The following is a 15,095-nucleotide window of genomic DNA, read 5'->3' as shown; positions in this document are numbered from 1 at the left end:
CCCTGCACTCGAGCAATGGGACAACTCGACCTGACCGCTTTCTTATGACGCTCTGACAACGCCGTTATCAACCCCGACCCAATTTAAAGAAATCCTCACACGCCGATAGCCTGCCGTCCATCAGGTGTCGCTGCCATATCTCAAAACGTTGCGAAATCTCCACGAGCGCTCTTGGACGGCTGTTGCAGCGGCACATATTCAGGTAAATGGCGCCGCGCCGCCCGCACTTGAGCCCGCCGTCAGATGGGACATGGTCTGGCATCGCATGGCTGCAAGCGTTTTTGTCACCCAAACAAATATAATTGAAAGTTTTTGCGGCGCCGCAGCGGAACTCCCCGCTTTCGAACGAGTCATTTTACTGCCCCTGCAGCCGTGCCTTGTGTGCCGGCTTGAAAGCGGCGACGCGGGTCGCGCATCCGCGGGGCGGCCATCCGCGGGGCGGCCATCCGCGGGGCGGCCATCCGCCGCACCCAATCCAATTCAAAAGCCTTGTGAGACGCCCGCCGCGCTGGACTAGCGCGCCGTCTCATGGGGCTGCCTGATGCATGACCTGGCACCACACAATGCAAAAGTCGCAATCCCGTCTCATCGAGCTCGATTTTTTTCGCGGGCTGGTTTTACTGATCATCGTCGTCGACCATATCGGCGGCAGCATCCTGTCGCACGTCACCCTGCATGCGTACGCTTTATGCGATGCAGCCGAAGTGTTCGTGTTCCTCGGCGGCTTCGCTACCGCAACCGCCTACGCGGCGCTGGCCGAACGGCGTACCGAGGCGATCGCGCGCAGCCGCTTCTTGCGGCGGTCGCTGGAAATCTATCGCGCGTTCCTTGTCACAGCCGGCTTGATGCTGCTGGTCAGCGCGGTGCTCACCGCGTTCAGCATCGACGGGCCCAATCTCGCCACCACCGATCTCGACGATCTGATCGACGCGCCCGTGGCCGCCTTGCGCGATATCCTGCTGTTTCGCCGTCAGCCGTATCTCGCTTCGGTGCTGCCGATGTACGCGATCTTCGCCCTGCTGGTGCCGATGATTCTGCCGCTCGCGCGCAACAAGCCGTTGCTGTTGCTGGCGGGCAGCGTCTCGTTGTGGGCCGGCGCCCCGGCGATCGACGCCTATTTGCCCGCCGCGCCGGATACGCATTGGGACTTCAACCCGTTCGCCTGGCAACTGCTGTTCGTGCTCGGTGTGCTGGCGCGTTGCCAGCCGGTCTATCAGCGGGTCAGCGCGCACCGTTTGGGTTGGCTGCTCAGCGTGCTGGCGCTCGCCGTGGTCGCGGCCGCCGCGTACTACAGGCTCTTTATCGAACGCGAGCCGCTCGACGGAAGCTTCAAGCAGAATCTCTCATACTTGCGCGCGGTGAATTTCCTCGCGATTGCCTGGCTGGTCGCGAATCTGATCGAGCTTGGCTGGGCGAAGAAGCTCGCGCAATGGTTGCCGTGGGTCGGCATGATTGGCCGCAAGGGACTGTTGTGCTTTATCGCCGGCGCGGTGATTTCGCTGGTCGTCGATTCGGTGCTGTATGCGGCCACCGACGGCTATCTGAACTATCCGCTCGGCCTCCTCGCGGACGCGTTCGCGGTGGGCGCGTTGTTCGTTGCCGCGAAAGCGTCGGAGCCGTTCACGCGCTTCTGTGCCCGGCTCACTGCCCGGCGCCTGGGCACTTCGCCCTGAGAGCGACGCCCCGCGCCTGCGATCGCTCGCCGCATTGCCGTCGCCACTGCCCGCGCCCACTGCCGATACTGATAGCATCATGGCCGCGCGCGACCTGCGCGGTCGCCTCCTACCCTGACATGCGCTTACTTGCTGCTGTTGAGCCCCGCGATCTATGCGAACGAGCCGCCTCTTGCTTCGGCGGCCCGCCGTGTCGGTGTATTCGGCGACTGGCAGTTCGATCCGCGGGTCTGGCATGCGCTCAACTATCCCGCGCAATGGGAGCGCTATATGAGCCGTCCCTACCGTCTGCCCATGTTCATCGCCGCCGGCGACGACGACCTCGCTATCCAGGCCGACGCGTCGTCGCTCTACACGCATCTTCGGCTGGCGGGCAATCCGGCGTCGCTGCGCATCATCGACGGCGGCCACACATGGGATGTGTGGCGCGCATTGCTGCCGGCCGCGCTGAAATACACGCTCGGCTGCGTGAAGCCGGCTTCGCACGATCAGGAAAAGTGAGCTTGCGAATCAGGTGTCGTTCCTGATCGCGGGACAACTGGCCGGCGTGCAACTATTGCACGAGATCGGTCCACAGCACCATGAGCACGGTCATGAGCGCGGGCCCGATGAACAGGCCCAGCAGCCCGAACGTTTCCGCGCCGCCGAGAATGCCGAACAGCACCAGCAGGAAGGGCAAACGCGTCGAGTTGCCGATCAGGACCGGCCGCACGAAATGCTCGGCGATGAACACCACGATAGAGCCGAACACCGCCAGGCCGATGGCGGCGGCAACGGAGCCTTGCGAGAACAGCCACAAGGCCGCGAGGAAAAACGTGATCGGCGCGCAGAACGGCAGCATCGCGGCGATCGCCGTGACGAGTCCGAGCAGCGCGGCATGCGGCAAGCCCGTGACGAAATAAGCGATGCCGATCAACGCGCCCTCGCCGAATCCGACCACGACCAGCCCTGACACCGTGCCGCGCACCGCCGCGGCCATGCGCTCGACGAGGTGCGCACCGTCGTCGCCGAAGCCGCGCCGCACGCCTTTGAGAATCGCCCCGGACAGACGCGGCCCCGTCTGAAAAATCACGAACAGCGTGACCAGCATGAACGCGAACACCATCACGCCGTGCGCCGCGCGCGCGCCGAAGTGCCGCCCGAGCGTCATCACCGTGGTGCTGTGCAGGCCTTTCATCACTGCCGAGTCGCGTAACGGCTGAGCGAGGTTGGCTTGCCACCACGCCGAAATCTGTTGCACGCCGAACGGCAAACGCTCGATGAAGCTCGGCATCGCGATGCCGTTTTCCTGCGCGGCGCTGAACCAGTCCGACAGGTCGCGGGCTTCGCGTAACGCTTGTGCGATGCCGATGCCGACCGGCAACACCACCAGCAGTGCGATCGCGAGCGTCAACAGCGCGGCGATCAGCGTGGTGCGGCCGGTGAACCAGCGGCTCCCCTCTACCTTGCGCAACAGTGGCCACAGAGCGATCGCGATGACGCCCGCCCAGGCCACCACCGCAATGAAGTCCCGTACGACCCATAACGCCAGCAGCACCAGTGCGATGTACAACACGAGCGACGCGGCCTTCTGCTTTTTCAGGCAACTGGGTGTCGGCGATTCGGGCGGAGCAACCGGGGGGAGTGAAATCATGTGACCTCTTGTCGATATGTGCGCGAGCCGACCGGAAAAATGCAAACCCGCTACACTTGCATTGCACGGCCGCTCAACCATATTCACATCTTAAAGGAAGCGCCGGCGCCCTTTACAGACGGCCCCTCTCGTCGCGCTGCATACAACACTGCGTTGCAAAAATCCGCGCTATCGCAAAATCTGATTCGATAATGCCCGCGAAGCCCCGTCGTTTCGCGTGAATGCGAATGTCAAGTTTCATTGTTGCTAATTCGGGAACAGTGTTTCAACTGCGGCACAATGGCTATCCAGGGCGCGTGGGACTACATTCGGCGGACCACACTACGGAGCCGACCATGATGACCATAGAGTCCATCCCCCTTGACGGTGCCAATGGCGTACGCATCGAGATTCTCGAGCGCTCCGACACGACGCTGGTGATCCGCTGGGTCGAGCCTGGGCGCTGCCATTATGGCGAGCAGCGGTGGCGCCGGCGGTCGGCGCACACTTCCGGTACATGCGCTGTGTCGCGGCGGAAGATTCGCCGCGGAGATGCTGTTTTTAAACCGGCTGAGCGGCCGGCGCCTTCTAATGCTTCGGCGATGATTTCAGCTGAGGTGTTGTGCGCTCTCGCTGATGAAGTTTGATTTTTTCGTTTTTCTTCATTCTTCTTTCTGATTTTGTTTTGTTTTTTTAGTCGTGCAAATGTTGCACGCGGTGGCTTTCTCTGTTTGCCTGCGCGGCGCTTTTTGGTTGTTTGCCTATGGCGTTGCCTTTCCTTGCTTTCTTATTGGTTTATTAGCGTTGCCCCTGTGCTGTTTGCCTGCTCGGCGCTTTTTGTCTGTGTGCCTCGGGTGTTGGCCTTTCCTTGATTTGTTATTGGTCTATTAGCGTCGCCCCTGTGCGGGGCCGGCACTTACTTTCTTTGCCGCCGCAAAGAAAGTAAGCAAAGAAAGCGGCTTCACACCGCTAATTCTTAAACGGGTCCCCTGGCTTGGAGGAGGTAGTGGAGCATCTGGAATCGGTACTCTCGCACATTCGGCGCGGGTGACAAGGCCGTCATTCTTCCGGCGGCGCTGCGCGCGCCGTGGCGGTACTTCTTAAAACCAATGGGGCGTGTGTGCCTCCGGCATCATTCTTCCCGCCTCGCACTGCGTGCTCGCCGGAATCGTCTGCAAGGGAAACCAGTGGCTTCGTTTGTGCGCGGTGGGGGCCATCGGCTTCACCTCGGCGAAGCGCTAAATGGTGGGAGTGCGGGCCACTTCGCCGAACGCAACGTAGCCGCGAGTTAGGCGAGCGCAGCAGAGGCAATCCCTTACGTTTGAACAACCGTAGGCACGGAAGCGTCGCTAGTGCAGCGAAGACAAGCCACTACACCTGGATAACCGCAGGCACGAAAACGACCGACGGTTCTGTGAAGTACCGCCACGGCGCGCGTAGCGCCGCCGGAAGTATGACTGCCTTGTCACCGGCGCGGAGTGTGCGGGAACACCGATTCCAGATGCTCCACTGCCTCCTCCAAGCCAGGGAACCCGCTTAAGAATTAGACAGTATGACTCCCGTGAGGCAAGGGCTGGCCTGCCGTGAGGAATCAAACGCGGGTTAGCATTGCTACCAGAGCCGCACGGTGCGGACGGGCCGCACCCGGCGAATTCCGGCACGGAGGCCAGCATGGAACACGATAGCACGCTGTACGTCGGTTGCGACGTTCACAAGGATTCGATCACGGTTGCCTATGCACTCGATGCGGGCGAGGTTGAACTGCTCGGCAAGACCGGTACGAGGCAGGCCGATATCGATCGCCTGTGCAAGCGCCTGCAGTCAAAGGCGCCACGCATCCGGTTCGTCTACGAGGCAGGCCCGTGCGGCTACGGGCTTTACCGTCAACTCGTGAACAAGGGTTTCGACTGCATGGTGTGCGCGCCATCGCTGATTCCCAAAAAACCAGGCGAGCGGGTCAAGACCGATCGGCGTGATGCCGTGAAGCTCGTGCGCTCACTGCGCGCTGGCGACCTGTCAGCCGTGTACGTGCCCGGCGTGGACGACGAAGCGTTCCGCGATCTGGCGCGTACCTGGGTCAGCGCCAAAGATGATCTGAAGCGTGCACGGCAACGGCTGAAGGCTTTCCTGCTCTCGCATGGGGTGCGCTATACAGGCCGTGCCGACTGGGGACCGGCGCACCAGCGCTGGCTGGGCGCGCATGCATTCGACAGTGCATGGCAGCAGCTGGCGTTCGAGGAACATCGGCGCACCATCGAGGACCGCCTCGCTCAATGCGCGCGACTGGAGGCCGCGTTGCGCGAAGCGGTCCCCAACTGGCGCTTCTATCCGGCCGTGCTGGGCCTGCAGACCATGCGCGGCGTGCAGTTCACCACGGCCGTGGGCATGCTCGCGGAGCTGGGTGACCTGTCGCGTTTTGCCCATCCGCGCCAGCTGATGGCCTGGCTGGGCGTGACGCCCTCGGAACACTCGTCAGGCGAGAAGCGCCGGCAGGGCAGTATCACGAAGAACGGCAACAGCTACGCGAGAAAGCTGCTCGTCGAAGCGGCCTGGAGCTACCGGCATACGGCCCGTGTCAGTCCCGACATCCAGCGCCGCCACGAAGGTATCCCCAAGCCGATCGTGGATCGCGCCTGGGACGCACAGGTGCGGCTGTGCCGACGCTATCGCAAGCTCATCGCGCGCGGCAAGCAGAAGAACATCGCGGTGGTCGCGGTTGCCCGCGAACTGGCAGGTTTTATCTGGGACGTCAGCCGGCTCGCGATGTCGCTGGCCGTACCGCACGAGGTGCGCCTGGCATGATGCAACATCCAGCCCCGTTGCCCCAACCTGACACTGGAGGAGTTTCCTGAAGGCGGCGTAGCCCGGCACACGAGTAACCCGCGACACCGCTACGCAACGGATTGCATCCGACTTGCGGCTTTAGATTGCGGCAGGCTCATTGGGCGGACCTCTGTAATGCGGTACCCAACCCGCGGATATCAGCGTGATCCACCGTCGAGATGTACTGCTACGTCGCCCTCAGGAAATTCAGGTAAATATGAATTTGAGAAACCGAAAAACCGATCCCGATTGACACCGGGAGTCATATCAGCGGTGTGAAGCCGCTTTCTTTGCTTACTTTCTTTGCGGCGGCAAAGAAAGTAAGTGCCTGCCCCGCACAGGGGCGACGCTAATAGACCACTAATAAATCAAGGAAAGGCCAACACCCCAGGCGTACAACCAGAAGCGCCGAGCAGGCAAACAAACCCAGGAAAATTCCCCAAATTGCGACCTTGCGCCACGCCCGCCGCCTGCGTTAATGTGGGCCTCATTGCGGCAAGTCACCCCGACCACGCCACGGGTCGCGCTATAGTGACCCGCAATCCCACCCATCGCGCTGCGAGCCCTTCAGCGCCGTTAGAGGCCATACCATGGCAGAAGACACCCCCGAAACCGGCGTAGCAGTGACAGCGGCGCCCGCTGCCTCACTAGTTGCGCCGCAACAATTCTCCCTCGACGTTCTGCTCGAAAAATACGCGAAAGGCGACGAGCAATCGGCCGACGACGTATTCAAACGCGTCGCCCACGGCGTCGCCCAAGCCGAACCGGAAGCGCTGCGCGAATCGGTGGAAGCACGCTTCGTCGACAATCTGCGTCACGGCGCGCTCGGCGCCGGCCGCATCATGAGCGCGGCCGGAACCGGCATCGCAGCCACCCTCATCAATTGCTTCGTGCAACCGGTCGGCGATTCGATTCAGGGTGTCGACGAGCAAGGCCTGCCCGGCATTTACGTGGCGTTGCTGCAAGCCGCTGAAACGATGCGCCGCGGCGGCGGCGTCGGTTATAACTTCTCCGCTATCCGGCCCAAAGGCGCGCGCGTTCATACCACCAGTTCGTCGGCGTCTGGACCGTGCAGCTATATCGATGTGTTCGATGCGTCATGCCGCACCGTCGAAAGCGCCGGCTCGCGGCGCGGCGCCCAAATGGCTGTGCTGGATTGCAATCATCCCGACCTGCTCGAGTTCATCGAAGCAAAACATTCGAAAGGCCGCTGGAACAATTTCAATGTGTCGGTCGCGGTCACCGATGAATTCATGCGCGCCGTCGAAGCAGATCAACCCTGGCAGCTCGTCCATCGCGCAGATCCGTCGCCCGCGTTGCGTGCCGCCGGCGATGTGCGGCAACGCGACGACGGCTTGTGGGTCTACAGCGAGAAGCCTGCCCGCGAAATCTGGGATCGCATCATGCGCTCCACCTACGATGTCGCGGAGCCCGGTATCGTGTTCATGTCGCGCATGAACGAGGACAACAATCTGCGCGCGCTCGAAACCATCCGCGCCACCAATCCGTGCGGCGAACAGCCGCTGCCGGCGTACGGCTGCTGCAATCTCGGTCCGTTGAATCTCACGCGCTTCGTGATCGATCCGTTCGCGCAAATGAAAGGCGGCAAGCCTTCCTTCGACTGGGACGGGCTCGCCCAACGCACGCGCACGCAAGTGCGCTTTCTCGACAACGTGCTCGACGTCACGCTGTGGCCGCTGCCGCAGCAATACGACGAATCGCGCGCCAAGCGGCGTATCGGCGTGGGCTTCACCGGGCTCGGCGATACGCTGGTGATGCTCGGCCTGCGCTACAACTCGCAGGAAGGACGCGATTTCGCGGTGCGCATCGCACGGCTGATGCGCGACGAGGCATATCAGGCGTCGGTGGAACTGGCGCGCGAACGCGGCGCGTTTGCGCTGTTCGACGCCGAGGGCTATCTGGCGGCCGGCACATTCGCGTCGCGTCTGCCCGACGACATCAAGGACGCCATCCGCCGCGACGGCATCCGCAACAGCCATTTGCTGTCGATCGCGCCGACCGGCACCGTCAGTCTCGCATTCGCGGACAACGCGTCGAACGGCATCGAGCCCGCCTTCTCGTGGACCTACACGCGCATGAAAGTGATGGCCGACGGCGGCCGCGAATCGTTCGACGTCGAAGACTATGCGTATCGGCTCTATCGCGAACTCGGCGGCGATGTCAAAACGTTGCCGGACTATTTTGTCAGCGCGCTCGAAATGTCCGCGCGCGACCATCTCGACATGATGGCCGCCGTGCAGCCTTACGTGGATACGTCGATCTCGAAGACGGTGAACGTGCCGGCGGACTATCCGTTCGAAGCGTTCGAAAGCCTCTATTTCGACGCGTGGAAAGGCGGGCTCAAGGGCCTTGCCACTTACCGGCCCAACGAAACGCTCGGCGCGGTGCTGAGCGTGAGCCCGCAGCAAGTGGACGACACCCTGGCCGAAACGGACCTCGATCCACTGCGCATCGCGATCGACCATCGGCCTAAGGGTGAATTGCCGGCGATCATCGAAAAAGTCGAGTATCTGACGCAAGCCGGCAAAAAGTCGCTGTACGTAGCGGCGTCGTTCATTGAAGTGACGGGACGGCTCGGCGGCGAAGATGTCACGATCGAGCGCCCTATCGAGTTCTTCATCCCGACCGGTCAACGCGACGAGTCGCAGCAATGGATCACCGCTACGATGCGCTCACTGTCGCTCGCCGCGCGCGGCGGCTTTGTCGCGCGTAACTTGCAGGATATGCGCAAGGTCTCGTGGGATCGCGGGCAGGTCCGGCTCGGCGAGGTGCAACGGCTCGACGGCCATCGCACGCCGCGTTGGCACGATTCGGAAGTCGCGGCGCTCGCTTTTGCGATCCAGCAGATTCTGCATCGGCGCGGCTTCCTCGACGCCGAAGGCAATCAGGTGCCGTCGCGGATGCTCGCGCGCCTGCCGCGCGGGCAGATGAAGGCCGAAACCGCGCTGGCGGCGGATTTCGGCATTCGCCCTCATCCGGGCGACGCTGAAGAGGCCTCCGCGCAACCCGGTGGCGCGCCTGGACTGCACACCATGCTCGGACGCAAATGCGGCTCGTGCGGTGCGAATGCGGTGATCCGCAAGGACGGCTGCGATTTTTGCACCGCCTGCGGCGAAGTCGGCGCATGCGGCTGAGCGTGCCACGCGCGCCGGAGCACCCACGGTGTGAGTGCCGCTTCAGATCGGCGTCAATACCGCGCCGCCCGCAAAGTGCCGTTTCGCGTTAGCCAGAAAATTGTCCACTGAGGCCGTGATCGCTTCCGGCGAGCGGCCGCCCACATGAGGCGTCAACACGACGTTGCGCAGCGCCAGCAACGCCTCGGGCGGATGCGGCTCGCCCTCGTAGACATCGAGCCCCGCGCCGGCAATCGTCCTCGCGGTCAGCGCCTCCGCTAACGCAGCCGTATCCACCACGCTGCCGCGCGATACGTTGACCACGAAGCCGCTTTCCCCCAGCGCCTCCAGCACGGTCCTGCCGATCAGATGATGCGTGCCGGCGCCGCCGGGCGTCGCCACCACCAGAAAATCGCACCATTGCGCGAGGCCCACGACGCTGTCGACATAGCGCAGCGACGAGCCTTCGCGCGGCTTGCGGTTGTGATAACCGATTTCCATGTCGAAACCGGCGCCGCGGCGCGCGATCTTCTCGCCGATGTTGCCGAGCCCGACGATACCGAGCCGCTTGCCGGAGACGTTCGGCTGCATCGGCAGCACGTCGCGCCAGATGCCGTCGCGGGTCGCCCGATCAAGTTGCGGTACGTCCCGCACCACCGCCAGCAGCAATGCGAAGGCGTGGTCGGCCACGCAATGATCGTTGGTGCCGGCGCCATTGACGAGCACGATATCGCGCGAGCGGGCGTGGTCGATAGCCAGATTTTCGAAACCGGCGCCGAGCGCGCTGACAAATTCGAGCTGCGGCATCCGATCGATTTCAGCCGCCGTCAGACCGGTCGTACCGTTGGTGAGTACGGCACGGACGGTGCCGCCGCGCTGCGCGATCGCGGCGGCGCGCTGAGTGGAATCGGGAGCGTAGACGACGTCGAAGGCGGCCTCGACACTGGCGCGGCTCGCTTCGTTCAAGTGAATCAGAACCAGCAGGGATGGCTTCATGACCTGGACGCGTTATTTATTAACGGGAGGTTTGGACAGCACGTGCAACAGGCGTGAGTTTAACAAGGCGTACGGCGGCGCGCAGACTCGCATCGGGAGCGAAGGTGCCTGCGTGGGGTCCCACGCATCAACCGTCTTCAGCCTTCTAAAGTCCGCCGCCGTCGCGCCGTTATTCTCATGGGTGGAGCAACGTAAATGCGCTTCGTGGCGCGTCTTTCTGCATCCCGGACCCAAGCCGTCCTAAAATAGCCCGAACTCCGACCACGGGACCCTCATGCTGGATACCCTCCCGCGCGGCCCAGTGCCCGCCAACGACGCCCCGCAGGAAGTCCCCTTGGGGGACGACTCCGAGATGTTCGAACTCGCGCCCGTCTCCCTCTGGCTCGAAGACTTCAGCGGCGTACACGCATTGTTCGACACGTGGCGGGCGCAGGGCGTCACGGATCTGCGCGCGCATTTCGCCGAAGACCCGAGCCGCGTCGCCGAATGCGCACATAGCATTCGCGTGATCAAGGTCAATCAGAAGACTCTGACGCAATTCGAAGCCGCCGACTTCGCCGCGCTCAACGGCAATCTTGCCGCGGTGTTTCGCGACGACATGCTGAAGACTCACCTCGAGGAACTGTGCCAGTTGTGGGCCGGGCAATCGCAGTTCACGAGTCAGACGGTCAACTACACGCTCGGCGGACGGCGGCTCGACGTGCTGCTCAAGGGCGCCGTGCTGCCCGGCCACGAAGAACGCTGGGACCGCGTGCTCGTTTCGGTCGAAGACATTACCGAACTGGAAGGCGCGCGGCATCGCGTAACGCTTGCCGAACAGTATGTGCGCGGCCTGTTCGAACATTCGCCGGTATCGCTGTGGGTGGAGGATTTCAGCGCGGTCAAGCGCCTGCTCGACGAAGCACGCTCGGCCGGCATCAGCGATTTTCGCGTGTTCACCGACGTGCACCCCGAGTTTGTCGAACGCTGCATGCAGGAAATTCACGTGCTCGATGTGAACCAGCACACGCTGGAGATGTTCGCGGCGAAAGACAAAAAAACGTTGCTGGCACGCCTGCCGGACGTATTCCGCGACGACATGCGCCCGCATTTCCGCGAGCAATTGATCGACCTGTGGGACGGCAAGCTATTCCAGCAGCGCGAAGTACTCAACTATTCGCTCGACGGCAACGAGGTGCACGTGCACCTGCAATTTTCGGTGCTGCCCGGTCACGAACGCGCATGGGACCTGGTGCTGGTGGCCCTTACCGACATCACGGCGCGCAAAAAAGCCGAGGCGTATCTGGAATTTCTCGGCAAACACGACGTGCTGACCAAGCTGCGCAACCGCTCCTTTTATGTGGACGAACTGAACCGGCTGGAGCGCAAGGGACCGTGGCCGGTGACGATCGTCATGGCCGATCTGAACGGCCTCAAACGCGTGAACGATCAACTCGGGCACGCCGCCGGCGATGCGCTGCTACGGCGCGCCGGCGAGGTGCTCGCCAAGGCGATGGATACGCCGTTCCATGCAGCGCGCATCGGCGGCGACGAGTTTGCGATCCTGATGCCGGATACCGACGAGCGCGGCGGCGCCGCGATGATCGATGCGATCCGCCAACTGGTCGATCTGAACAATCAGTTTTATCCGGGCTCGCTGCTGAGCTTTTCGATGGGCGCGGCGACCTGCCAGCGCGGCGATCGGCTTGAAGCCGGCGTGCAGCGCGCCGATCTGCTGATGTATGAGGAAAAGCGCGCGCACTATGCGAACCACCAGAGTTCGGGCGCATAGAGCGACAGAGCGCTGGAACGTGGGTCGTAGGCCGCGTGGGCGCGATGGCGGTCGGCGGCTGGCCGGACGGATTTGGCCGGACGCCCGTCCGCTATAATCGCTAGCCCTGAAATTGTCCGCGGCAAGCCGCGGTTTGGAAAGAAAATCATGTCGACGATCCCCGCCTGCCCCCAATGCGGCATGGAAAATACTTACCCGGACGGCGACAACTACGTCTGCCCGGATTGCGCTCACGAATGGCCGATGACGAACGCCGCCATCGCTGACGACGCCGACGACCGCGTCGTCAAGGACGCCAACGGCAACACGCTCGCCGACGGCGACGCCGTGGTGCTGATCAAGGACCTGAAAGTGAAAGGCTCGTCGATCACCCTGAAAATGGGCACCAAGGTGAAGAGCATCCGCCTTGTCGGCGGCGATCATGAAGTCGACTGCAAGATGGACGCAGGCAATTTCATGCTGAAGGCGGCCTATCTGAAGAAGGTCTGACGCACGCCCAACGCACACCTGACCCAACCGGGGAACGGCACCGATGCTTTCCCACGTATTCGCCGGCATTACCGATTTCGAGCGCGCTTTCGGCTTTTATAGCGTGCTGATGGACACGCTGAATCTGAAGCTGAAGTTCCGCGATGACAACGCGTGCTGGGCCGGCTGGATGGCCGCGGATCAGCCACGGCCGCTGTTTCTGATCGGCAAGCCCTACGACGGCCGGCCGGCCGCAGTCGGCAACGGTCACATGGTGGCGCTGCTGGCCACGGACCGCGCGACAGTCGATCGCGCGCATGCCGCGGCACTCGCTCACGGCGGCGCCTGTGAAGGACCGCCGGGATTGCGTCCGCAATATCACGCGCACTATTACGGCGCGTACTTTCGCGATCCAGATGGCAACAAGCTTTGTGTGTGTTGCCACGAACCGGAAGCGCCGGCAGCAAACCCGGCGTCAAACTAAGCGCCAACTGAGGGCCAACTAAGCGCGCGGAAAGCGCAATTCGAAGCGCATCACGCCCGGCACCGGACACACCACGCGCGCGCTGCCGCCATGCAGATGCATGATCGCCTTGACGATCGCGAGCCCCAACCCGTTCGATTCGGTGAACTCGCTGCGCGCCGCGTCAGCGCGATAGAAGCGATCGAACAGACGGTCCAACTGCTCGCGGGGAATCGGCTCACCGTCGTTTTCGACCGTCACGGTCGCGCCCTGTTCGTCCTGCACGCCGCTCAAACGCACGACCGTATCGCACGCGCCATATCGCACCGCATTGACGACGAGATTGTTAATCGCACGCCGGCACAGCATCGGATTGACCGACGCCACGCCCTCGGCGTCGACGCTGAAGCGCATGCCGCGCTCGTCGGCGGGACCTTCGAAATAGTCTGCGATCCTGGCGAGTTCACCGTGCAGATCGACCGCCTCGCGCTCGATCGACAACGTCGCATGATCCGCATGCGCAAGAAACAGAATGTTCTCCGCGGTGTGGCTCAAACGGTTCAGTTCCTCGAGATTCGATTCGAGCAATTGCTGGTACTCGTCGGGCTCGCGCGGTTTTGCGAGCGTGACCTGGGTCTGGCCGATCAACGCGCCGACCGGCGTGCGGATTTCATGCGCGAGATCGGCCGAAAACTGCGACAGGCGCTGATAGCCATCGGCGAGACGGTCGAGCATGGCGTTGAAGGCATGCGTGAGCTGGCGCAATTCGACCGGCGCGGCCTCGCTGTCGAGCCGCACCGACAGACTCGCCGGACTGATCTGCGCCGCACGTGTGGCGATCTCGCGCACCGGCCGCAAGGCGCGGCGCAGCACATAGTAGGCGAGCAGCGTTGCGGCCAGCATGCCGGTCAGCGTCGCCAGCACGATGCGATTGCGGTACGCAGCGAGCATCTGCACTTCGTGCGTCATCGGATGCGCGGCGATGATTTCGACTGCGGTGCCGTCCTCGCGCGCTTTGGTTTTGGCGATCGCCCAATGAACCGGCACGCCGTCCGGCAGCACGGTCTGACGGATGTCGGCAGGGGTCGGCAATCGCCCCGCCGCGCCGGCCTGCAAAGGCGGCACCGCGACCTTGCCCGGGTTGACGTCGATGAACGGTGCTTCGCCCGGCCTGCGAAACAGCAGCACGTCCTCTTCGGCGCCGAGCATGGTTTCGAACAACAAGGGCCGATTCTTCAATTCGCTGACCGAGTACAGGTCGCGCACGATCCGGCTGAAATGCTCGACGCGCCCGGTAAGCACCACGTCGGCGCGCTGCCGCAACGACACTTCGGCGGAATGATAGAAATAAGCGCCGAGCGTGCCGATTACCACGCACGCGATCGATGCGAACAGCACCGTGGTGCGGGCCGTCAGCGAACGCTCGGTCCACAGTTTCATGAGCCGTCGCCGAAGGTATAGCCGATGCTGCGCACCGTATGGATCAGCTTCTTTTCGAACGGATGATCGATCTTGGCGCGCAGCCGCTTGACCGCTACGTCGACCACATTGGTGTCGCTGTCGAAGTTCATGTCCCACACTTCGGACGCGATCTGGGTGCGCGACAGCGCTTCGCCCTGCCGTCGCACCAGCAGATGCAGCAGCATGAACTCCTTGTTGGTGAGCGGAATCTCCACGCCTTCGCGCGTCACCTTGCGGCGCAATACGTCGAGCTTGAGGTCGGCGATCTCGAACACGTCGCTCTCGCGGATCACGCCGCGGCGCAGCAGCGTGCGGATACGCAACACCAGCTCGGTGAACGAGAACGGCTTGACGAGGTAATCGTCGGCGCCGAGCTCGAGACCGCGGATGCGGTCGCTGACATGATCGCGCGCGGTCAGGAAAATCACCGGCAAATCGCGCCGCGCCCGCAAGGTGCGCATGATTTCCCAACCGTCGATGCCCGGCAGCATCACATCCAGCACCACGAGGTCATAAGGGTGTTCGAGTGCCATATGCAGGCCATCCGTGCCGGTGCGCGCGAGATCGACCGCGTAGCCGCTTTCGCGCAAACCCTTCTTAAGATAGTCGCCGGTTTTCTGATCGTCTTCGATAACGAGGATGCTCATGATGCTGAATGCTCCAGCCCAGGCGCTGATCCCCGGGCATTGGACGT

At 62.9% G+C, this 15,095-nt stretch carries 11 protein-coding genes and 1 pseudogene; 8 read left to right on the top strand and 4 right to left on the bottom strand.

Going from position 1 to position 15,095, the window contains the following annotated elements; translation table 11 throughout:
- Positions 1-563 precede the first annotated feature (563 nt).
- The gene (locus AC3WOG_RS29685) at positions 564-1,673 is read left to right on the top strand and encodes an OpgC domain-containing protein (RefSeq protein ID WP_492581381.1); all 1,110 of its coding nucleotides are present in this window, start codon (positions 564-566) and stop codon (positions 1,671-1,673) included.
- 129 nt (positions 1,674-1,802) lie between these two features.
- A pseudogene (locus tag AC3WOG_RS29680) lies at positions 1,803-2,174 on the top strand (esterase family protein); the annotation flags it as partial.
- Between the two features lie 52 nt (positions 2,175-2,226).
- On the opposite strand, the gene AC3WOG_RS29675 reads toward AC3WOG_RS29680, so the two are convergent.
- On the bottom strand, positions 2,227-3,306 hold the full coding sequence (locus tag AC3WOG_RS29675) for an AI-2E family transporter (RefSeq protein WP_492581380.1): 1,080 nt from the start codon (positions 3,304-3,306) through the stop codon (positions 2,227-2,229).
- Between the two features lie 338 nt (positions 3,307-3,644).
- Here AC3WOG_RS29675 and AC3WOG_RS29670 point away from each other — a divergent pair, with 338 nt between their 5' ends.
- From AC3WOG_RS29670 to AC3WOG_RS29660, 3 genes are all read left to right on the top strand, one after another.
- On the top strand, positions 3,645-3,932 hold the full coding sequence (locus AC3WOG_RS29670) for a DUF3331 domain-containing protein (protein ID WP_341319474.1): 288 nt from the start codon (positions 3,645-3,647) through the stop codon (positions 3,930-3,932).
- Positions 3,933-4,956: 1,024 nt separating this feature from the next.
- On the top strand, positions 4,957-6,087 hold the full coding sequence (locus AC3WOG_RS29665) for an IS110 family RNA-guided transposase (RefSeq protein WP_492578406.1): 1,131 nt from the start codon (positions 4,957-4,959) through the stop codon (positions 6,085-6,087).
- Between the two features lie 611 nt (positions 6,088-6,698).
- Positions 6,699-9,263 (top strand): adenosylcobalamin-dependent ribonucleoside-diphosphate reductase, encoded by a 2,565-nt coding sequence (locus AC3WOG_RS29660; RefSeq protein WP_492581379.1) that lies wholly within the window; start codon positions 6,699-6,701, stop codon positions 9,261-9,263.
- A 42-nt stretch (positions 9,264-9,305) separates the two neighbouring features.
- Here AC3WOG_RS29660 and AC3WOG_RS29655 read toward each other — a convergent pair whose 3' ends face one another.
- A complete protein-coding gene (locus tag AC3WOG_RS29655) occupies positions 9,306-10,238 on the bottom strand; it encodes a 2-hydroxyacid dehydrogenase (protein WP_492581378.1) in 933 nt (310 codons plus the stop codon).
- Between the two features lie 274 nt (positions 10,239-10,512).
- Here AC3WOG_RS29655 and AC3WOG_RS29650 point away from each other — a divergent pair, with 274 nt between their 5' ends.
- The 3 genes from AC3WOG_RS29650 (at position 10,513) to AC3WOG_RS29640 (ending at position 12,961) form a co-directional block, all read left to right on the top strand.
- Positions 10,513-12,009 carry a sensor domain-containing diguanylate cyclase gene (locus tag AC3WOG_RS29650; protein ID WP_492581377.1) on the top strand — a complete coding sequence of 499 codons (1,497 nt, stop codon included), beginning with the start codon at positions 10,513-10,515 and terminating at the stop codon, positions 12,007-12,009.
- 147 nt (positions 12,010-12,156) lie between these two features.
- On the top strand, positions 12,157-12,498 hold the full coding sequence (locus AC3WOG_RS29645; RefSeq protein ID WP_492581376.1) for a zinc ribbon domain-containing protein YjdM: 342 nt from the start codon (positions 12,157-12,159) through the stop codon (positions 12,496-12,498).
- Positions 12,499-12,541: 43 nt separating this feature from the next.
- Complete coding sequence (locus AC3WOG_RS29640; RefSeq protein ID WP_492581375.1) at positions 12,542-12,961, top strand: VOC family protein; 420 nt, start codon at positions 12,542-12,544, stop codon at positions 12,959-12,961.
- 18 nt (positions 12,962-12,979) lie between these two features.
- On the opposite strand, the gene AC3WOG_RS29635 is transcribed toward AC3WOG_RS29640, so the two are convergent.
- Both AC3WOG_RS29635 and AC3WOG_RS29630 read right to left on the bottom strand, forming a co-directional pair.
- A complete protein-coding gene (locus tag AC3WOG_RS29635) occupies positions 12,980-14,380 on the bottom strand; it encodes a heavy metal sensor histidine kinase (RefSeq protein ID WP_492581374.1) in 1,401 nt (466 codons plus the stop codon).
- Entirely contained in the window at positions 14,377-15,048 is a 672-nt protein-coding gene (locus AC3WOG_RS29630; RefSeq protein ID WP_492581373.1) for a heavy metal response regulator transcription factor, read from the bottom strand. Before AC3WOG_RS29630 ends, AC3WOG_RS29635 begins: the two co-directional genes overlap by 4 nt.
- Positions 15,049-15,095 lie beyond the last annotated feature (47 nt).

Source organism: Paraburkholderia sp. FW306-02-B (assembly GCF_058782725.1).
The sequence above is the reverse complement of the archived record's forward strand: the minus strand, read 5'-3'. Positions and strand labels throughout refer to the sequence as shown.

What these genes read in the sequence shown, in the direction of transcription:
- AC3WOG_RS29685 (WP_492581381.1), top strand. Translation starts at nt 564, where the DNA reads ATGCAAAAGTCGCAATCCCGTCTCATCGAGCTCGATTTTTTTCGCGGG.
- AC3WOG_RS29675 (WP_492581380.1), bottom strand. Translation starts at nt 3,306, where the DNA reads ATGATTTCACTCCCCCCGGTTGCTCCGCCCGAATCGCCGACACCCAGT.
- AC3WOG_RS29670 (WP_341319474.1), top strand. Translation starts at nt 3,645, where the DNA reads ATGACCATAGAGTCCATCCCCCTTGACGGTGCCAATGGCGTACGCATC.
- AC3WOG_RS29665 (WP_492578406.1), top strand. Translation starts at nt 4,957, where the DNA reads ATGGAACACGATAGCACGCTGTACGTCGGTTGCGACGTTCACAAGGAT.
- AC3WOG_RS29660 (WP_492581379.1), top strand. Translation starts at nt 6,699, where the DNA reads ATGGCAGAAGACACCCCCGAAACCGGCGTAGCAGTGACAGCGGCGCCC.
- AC3WOG_RS29655 (WP_492581378.1), bottom strand. Translation starts at nt 10,238, where the DNA reads ATGAAGCCATCCCTGCTGGTTCTGATTCACTTGAACGAAGCGAGCCGC.
- AC3WOG_RS29650 (WP_492581377.1), top strand. Translation starts at nt 10,513, where the DNA reads ATGCTGGATACCCTCCCGCGCGGCCCAGTGCCCGCCAACGACGCCCCG.
- AC3WOG_RS29645 (WP_492581376.1), top strand. Translation starts at nt 12,157, where the DNA reads ATGTCGACGATCCCCGCCTGCCCCCAATGCGGCATGGAAAATACTTAC.
- AC3WOG_RS29640 (WP_492581375.1), top strand. Translation starts at nt 12,542, where the DNA reads ATGCTTTCCCACGTATTCGCCGGCATTACCGATTTCGAGCGCGCTTTC.
- AC3WOG_RS29635 (WP_492581374.1), bottom strand. Translation starts at nt 14,380, where the DNA reads ATGAAACTGTGGACCGAGCGTTCGCTGACGGCCCGCACCACGGTGCTG.
- AC3WOG_RS29630 (WP_492581373.1), bottom strand. Translation starts at nt 15,048, where the DNA reads ATGAGCATCCTCGTTATCGAAGACGATCAGAAAACCGGCGACTATCTT.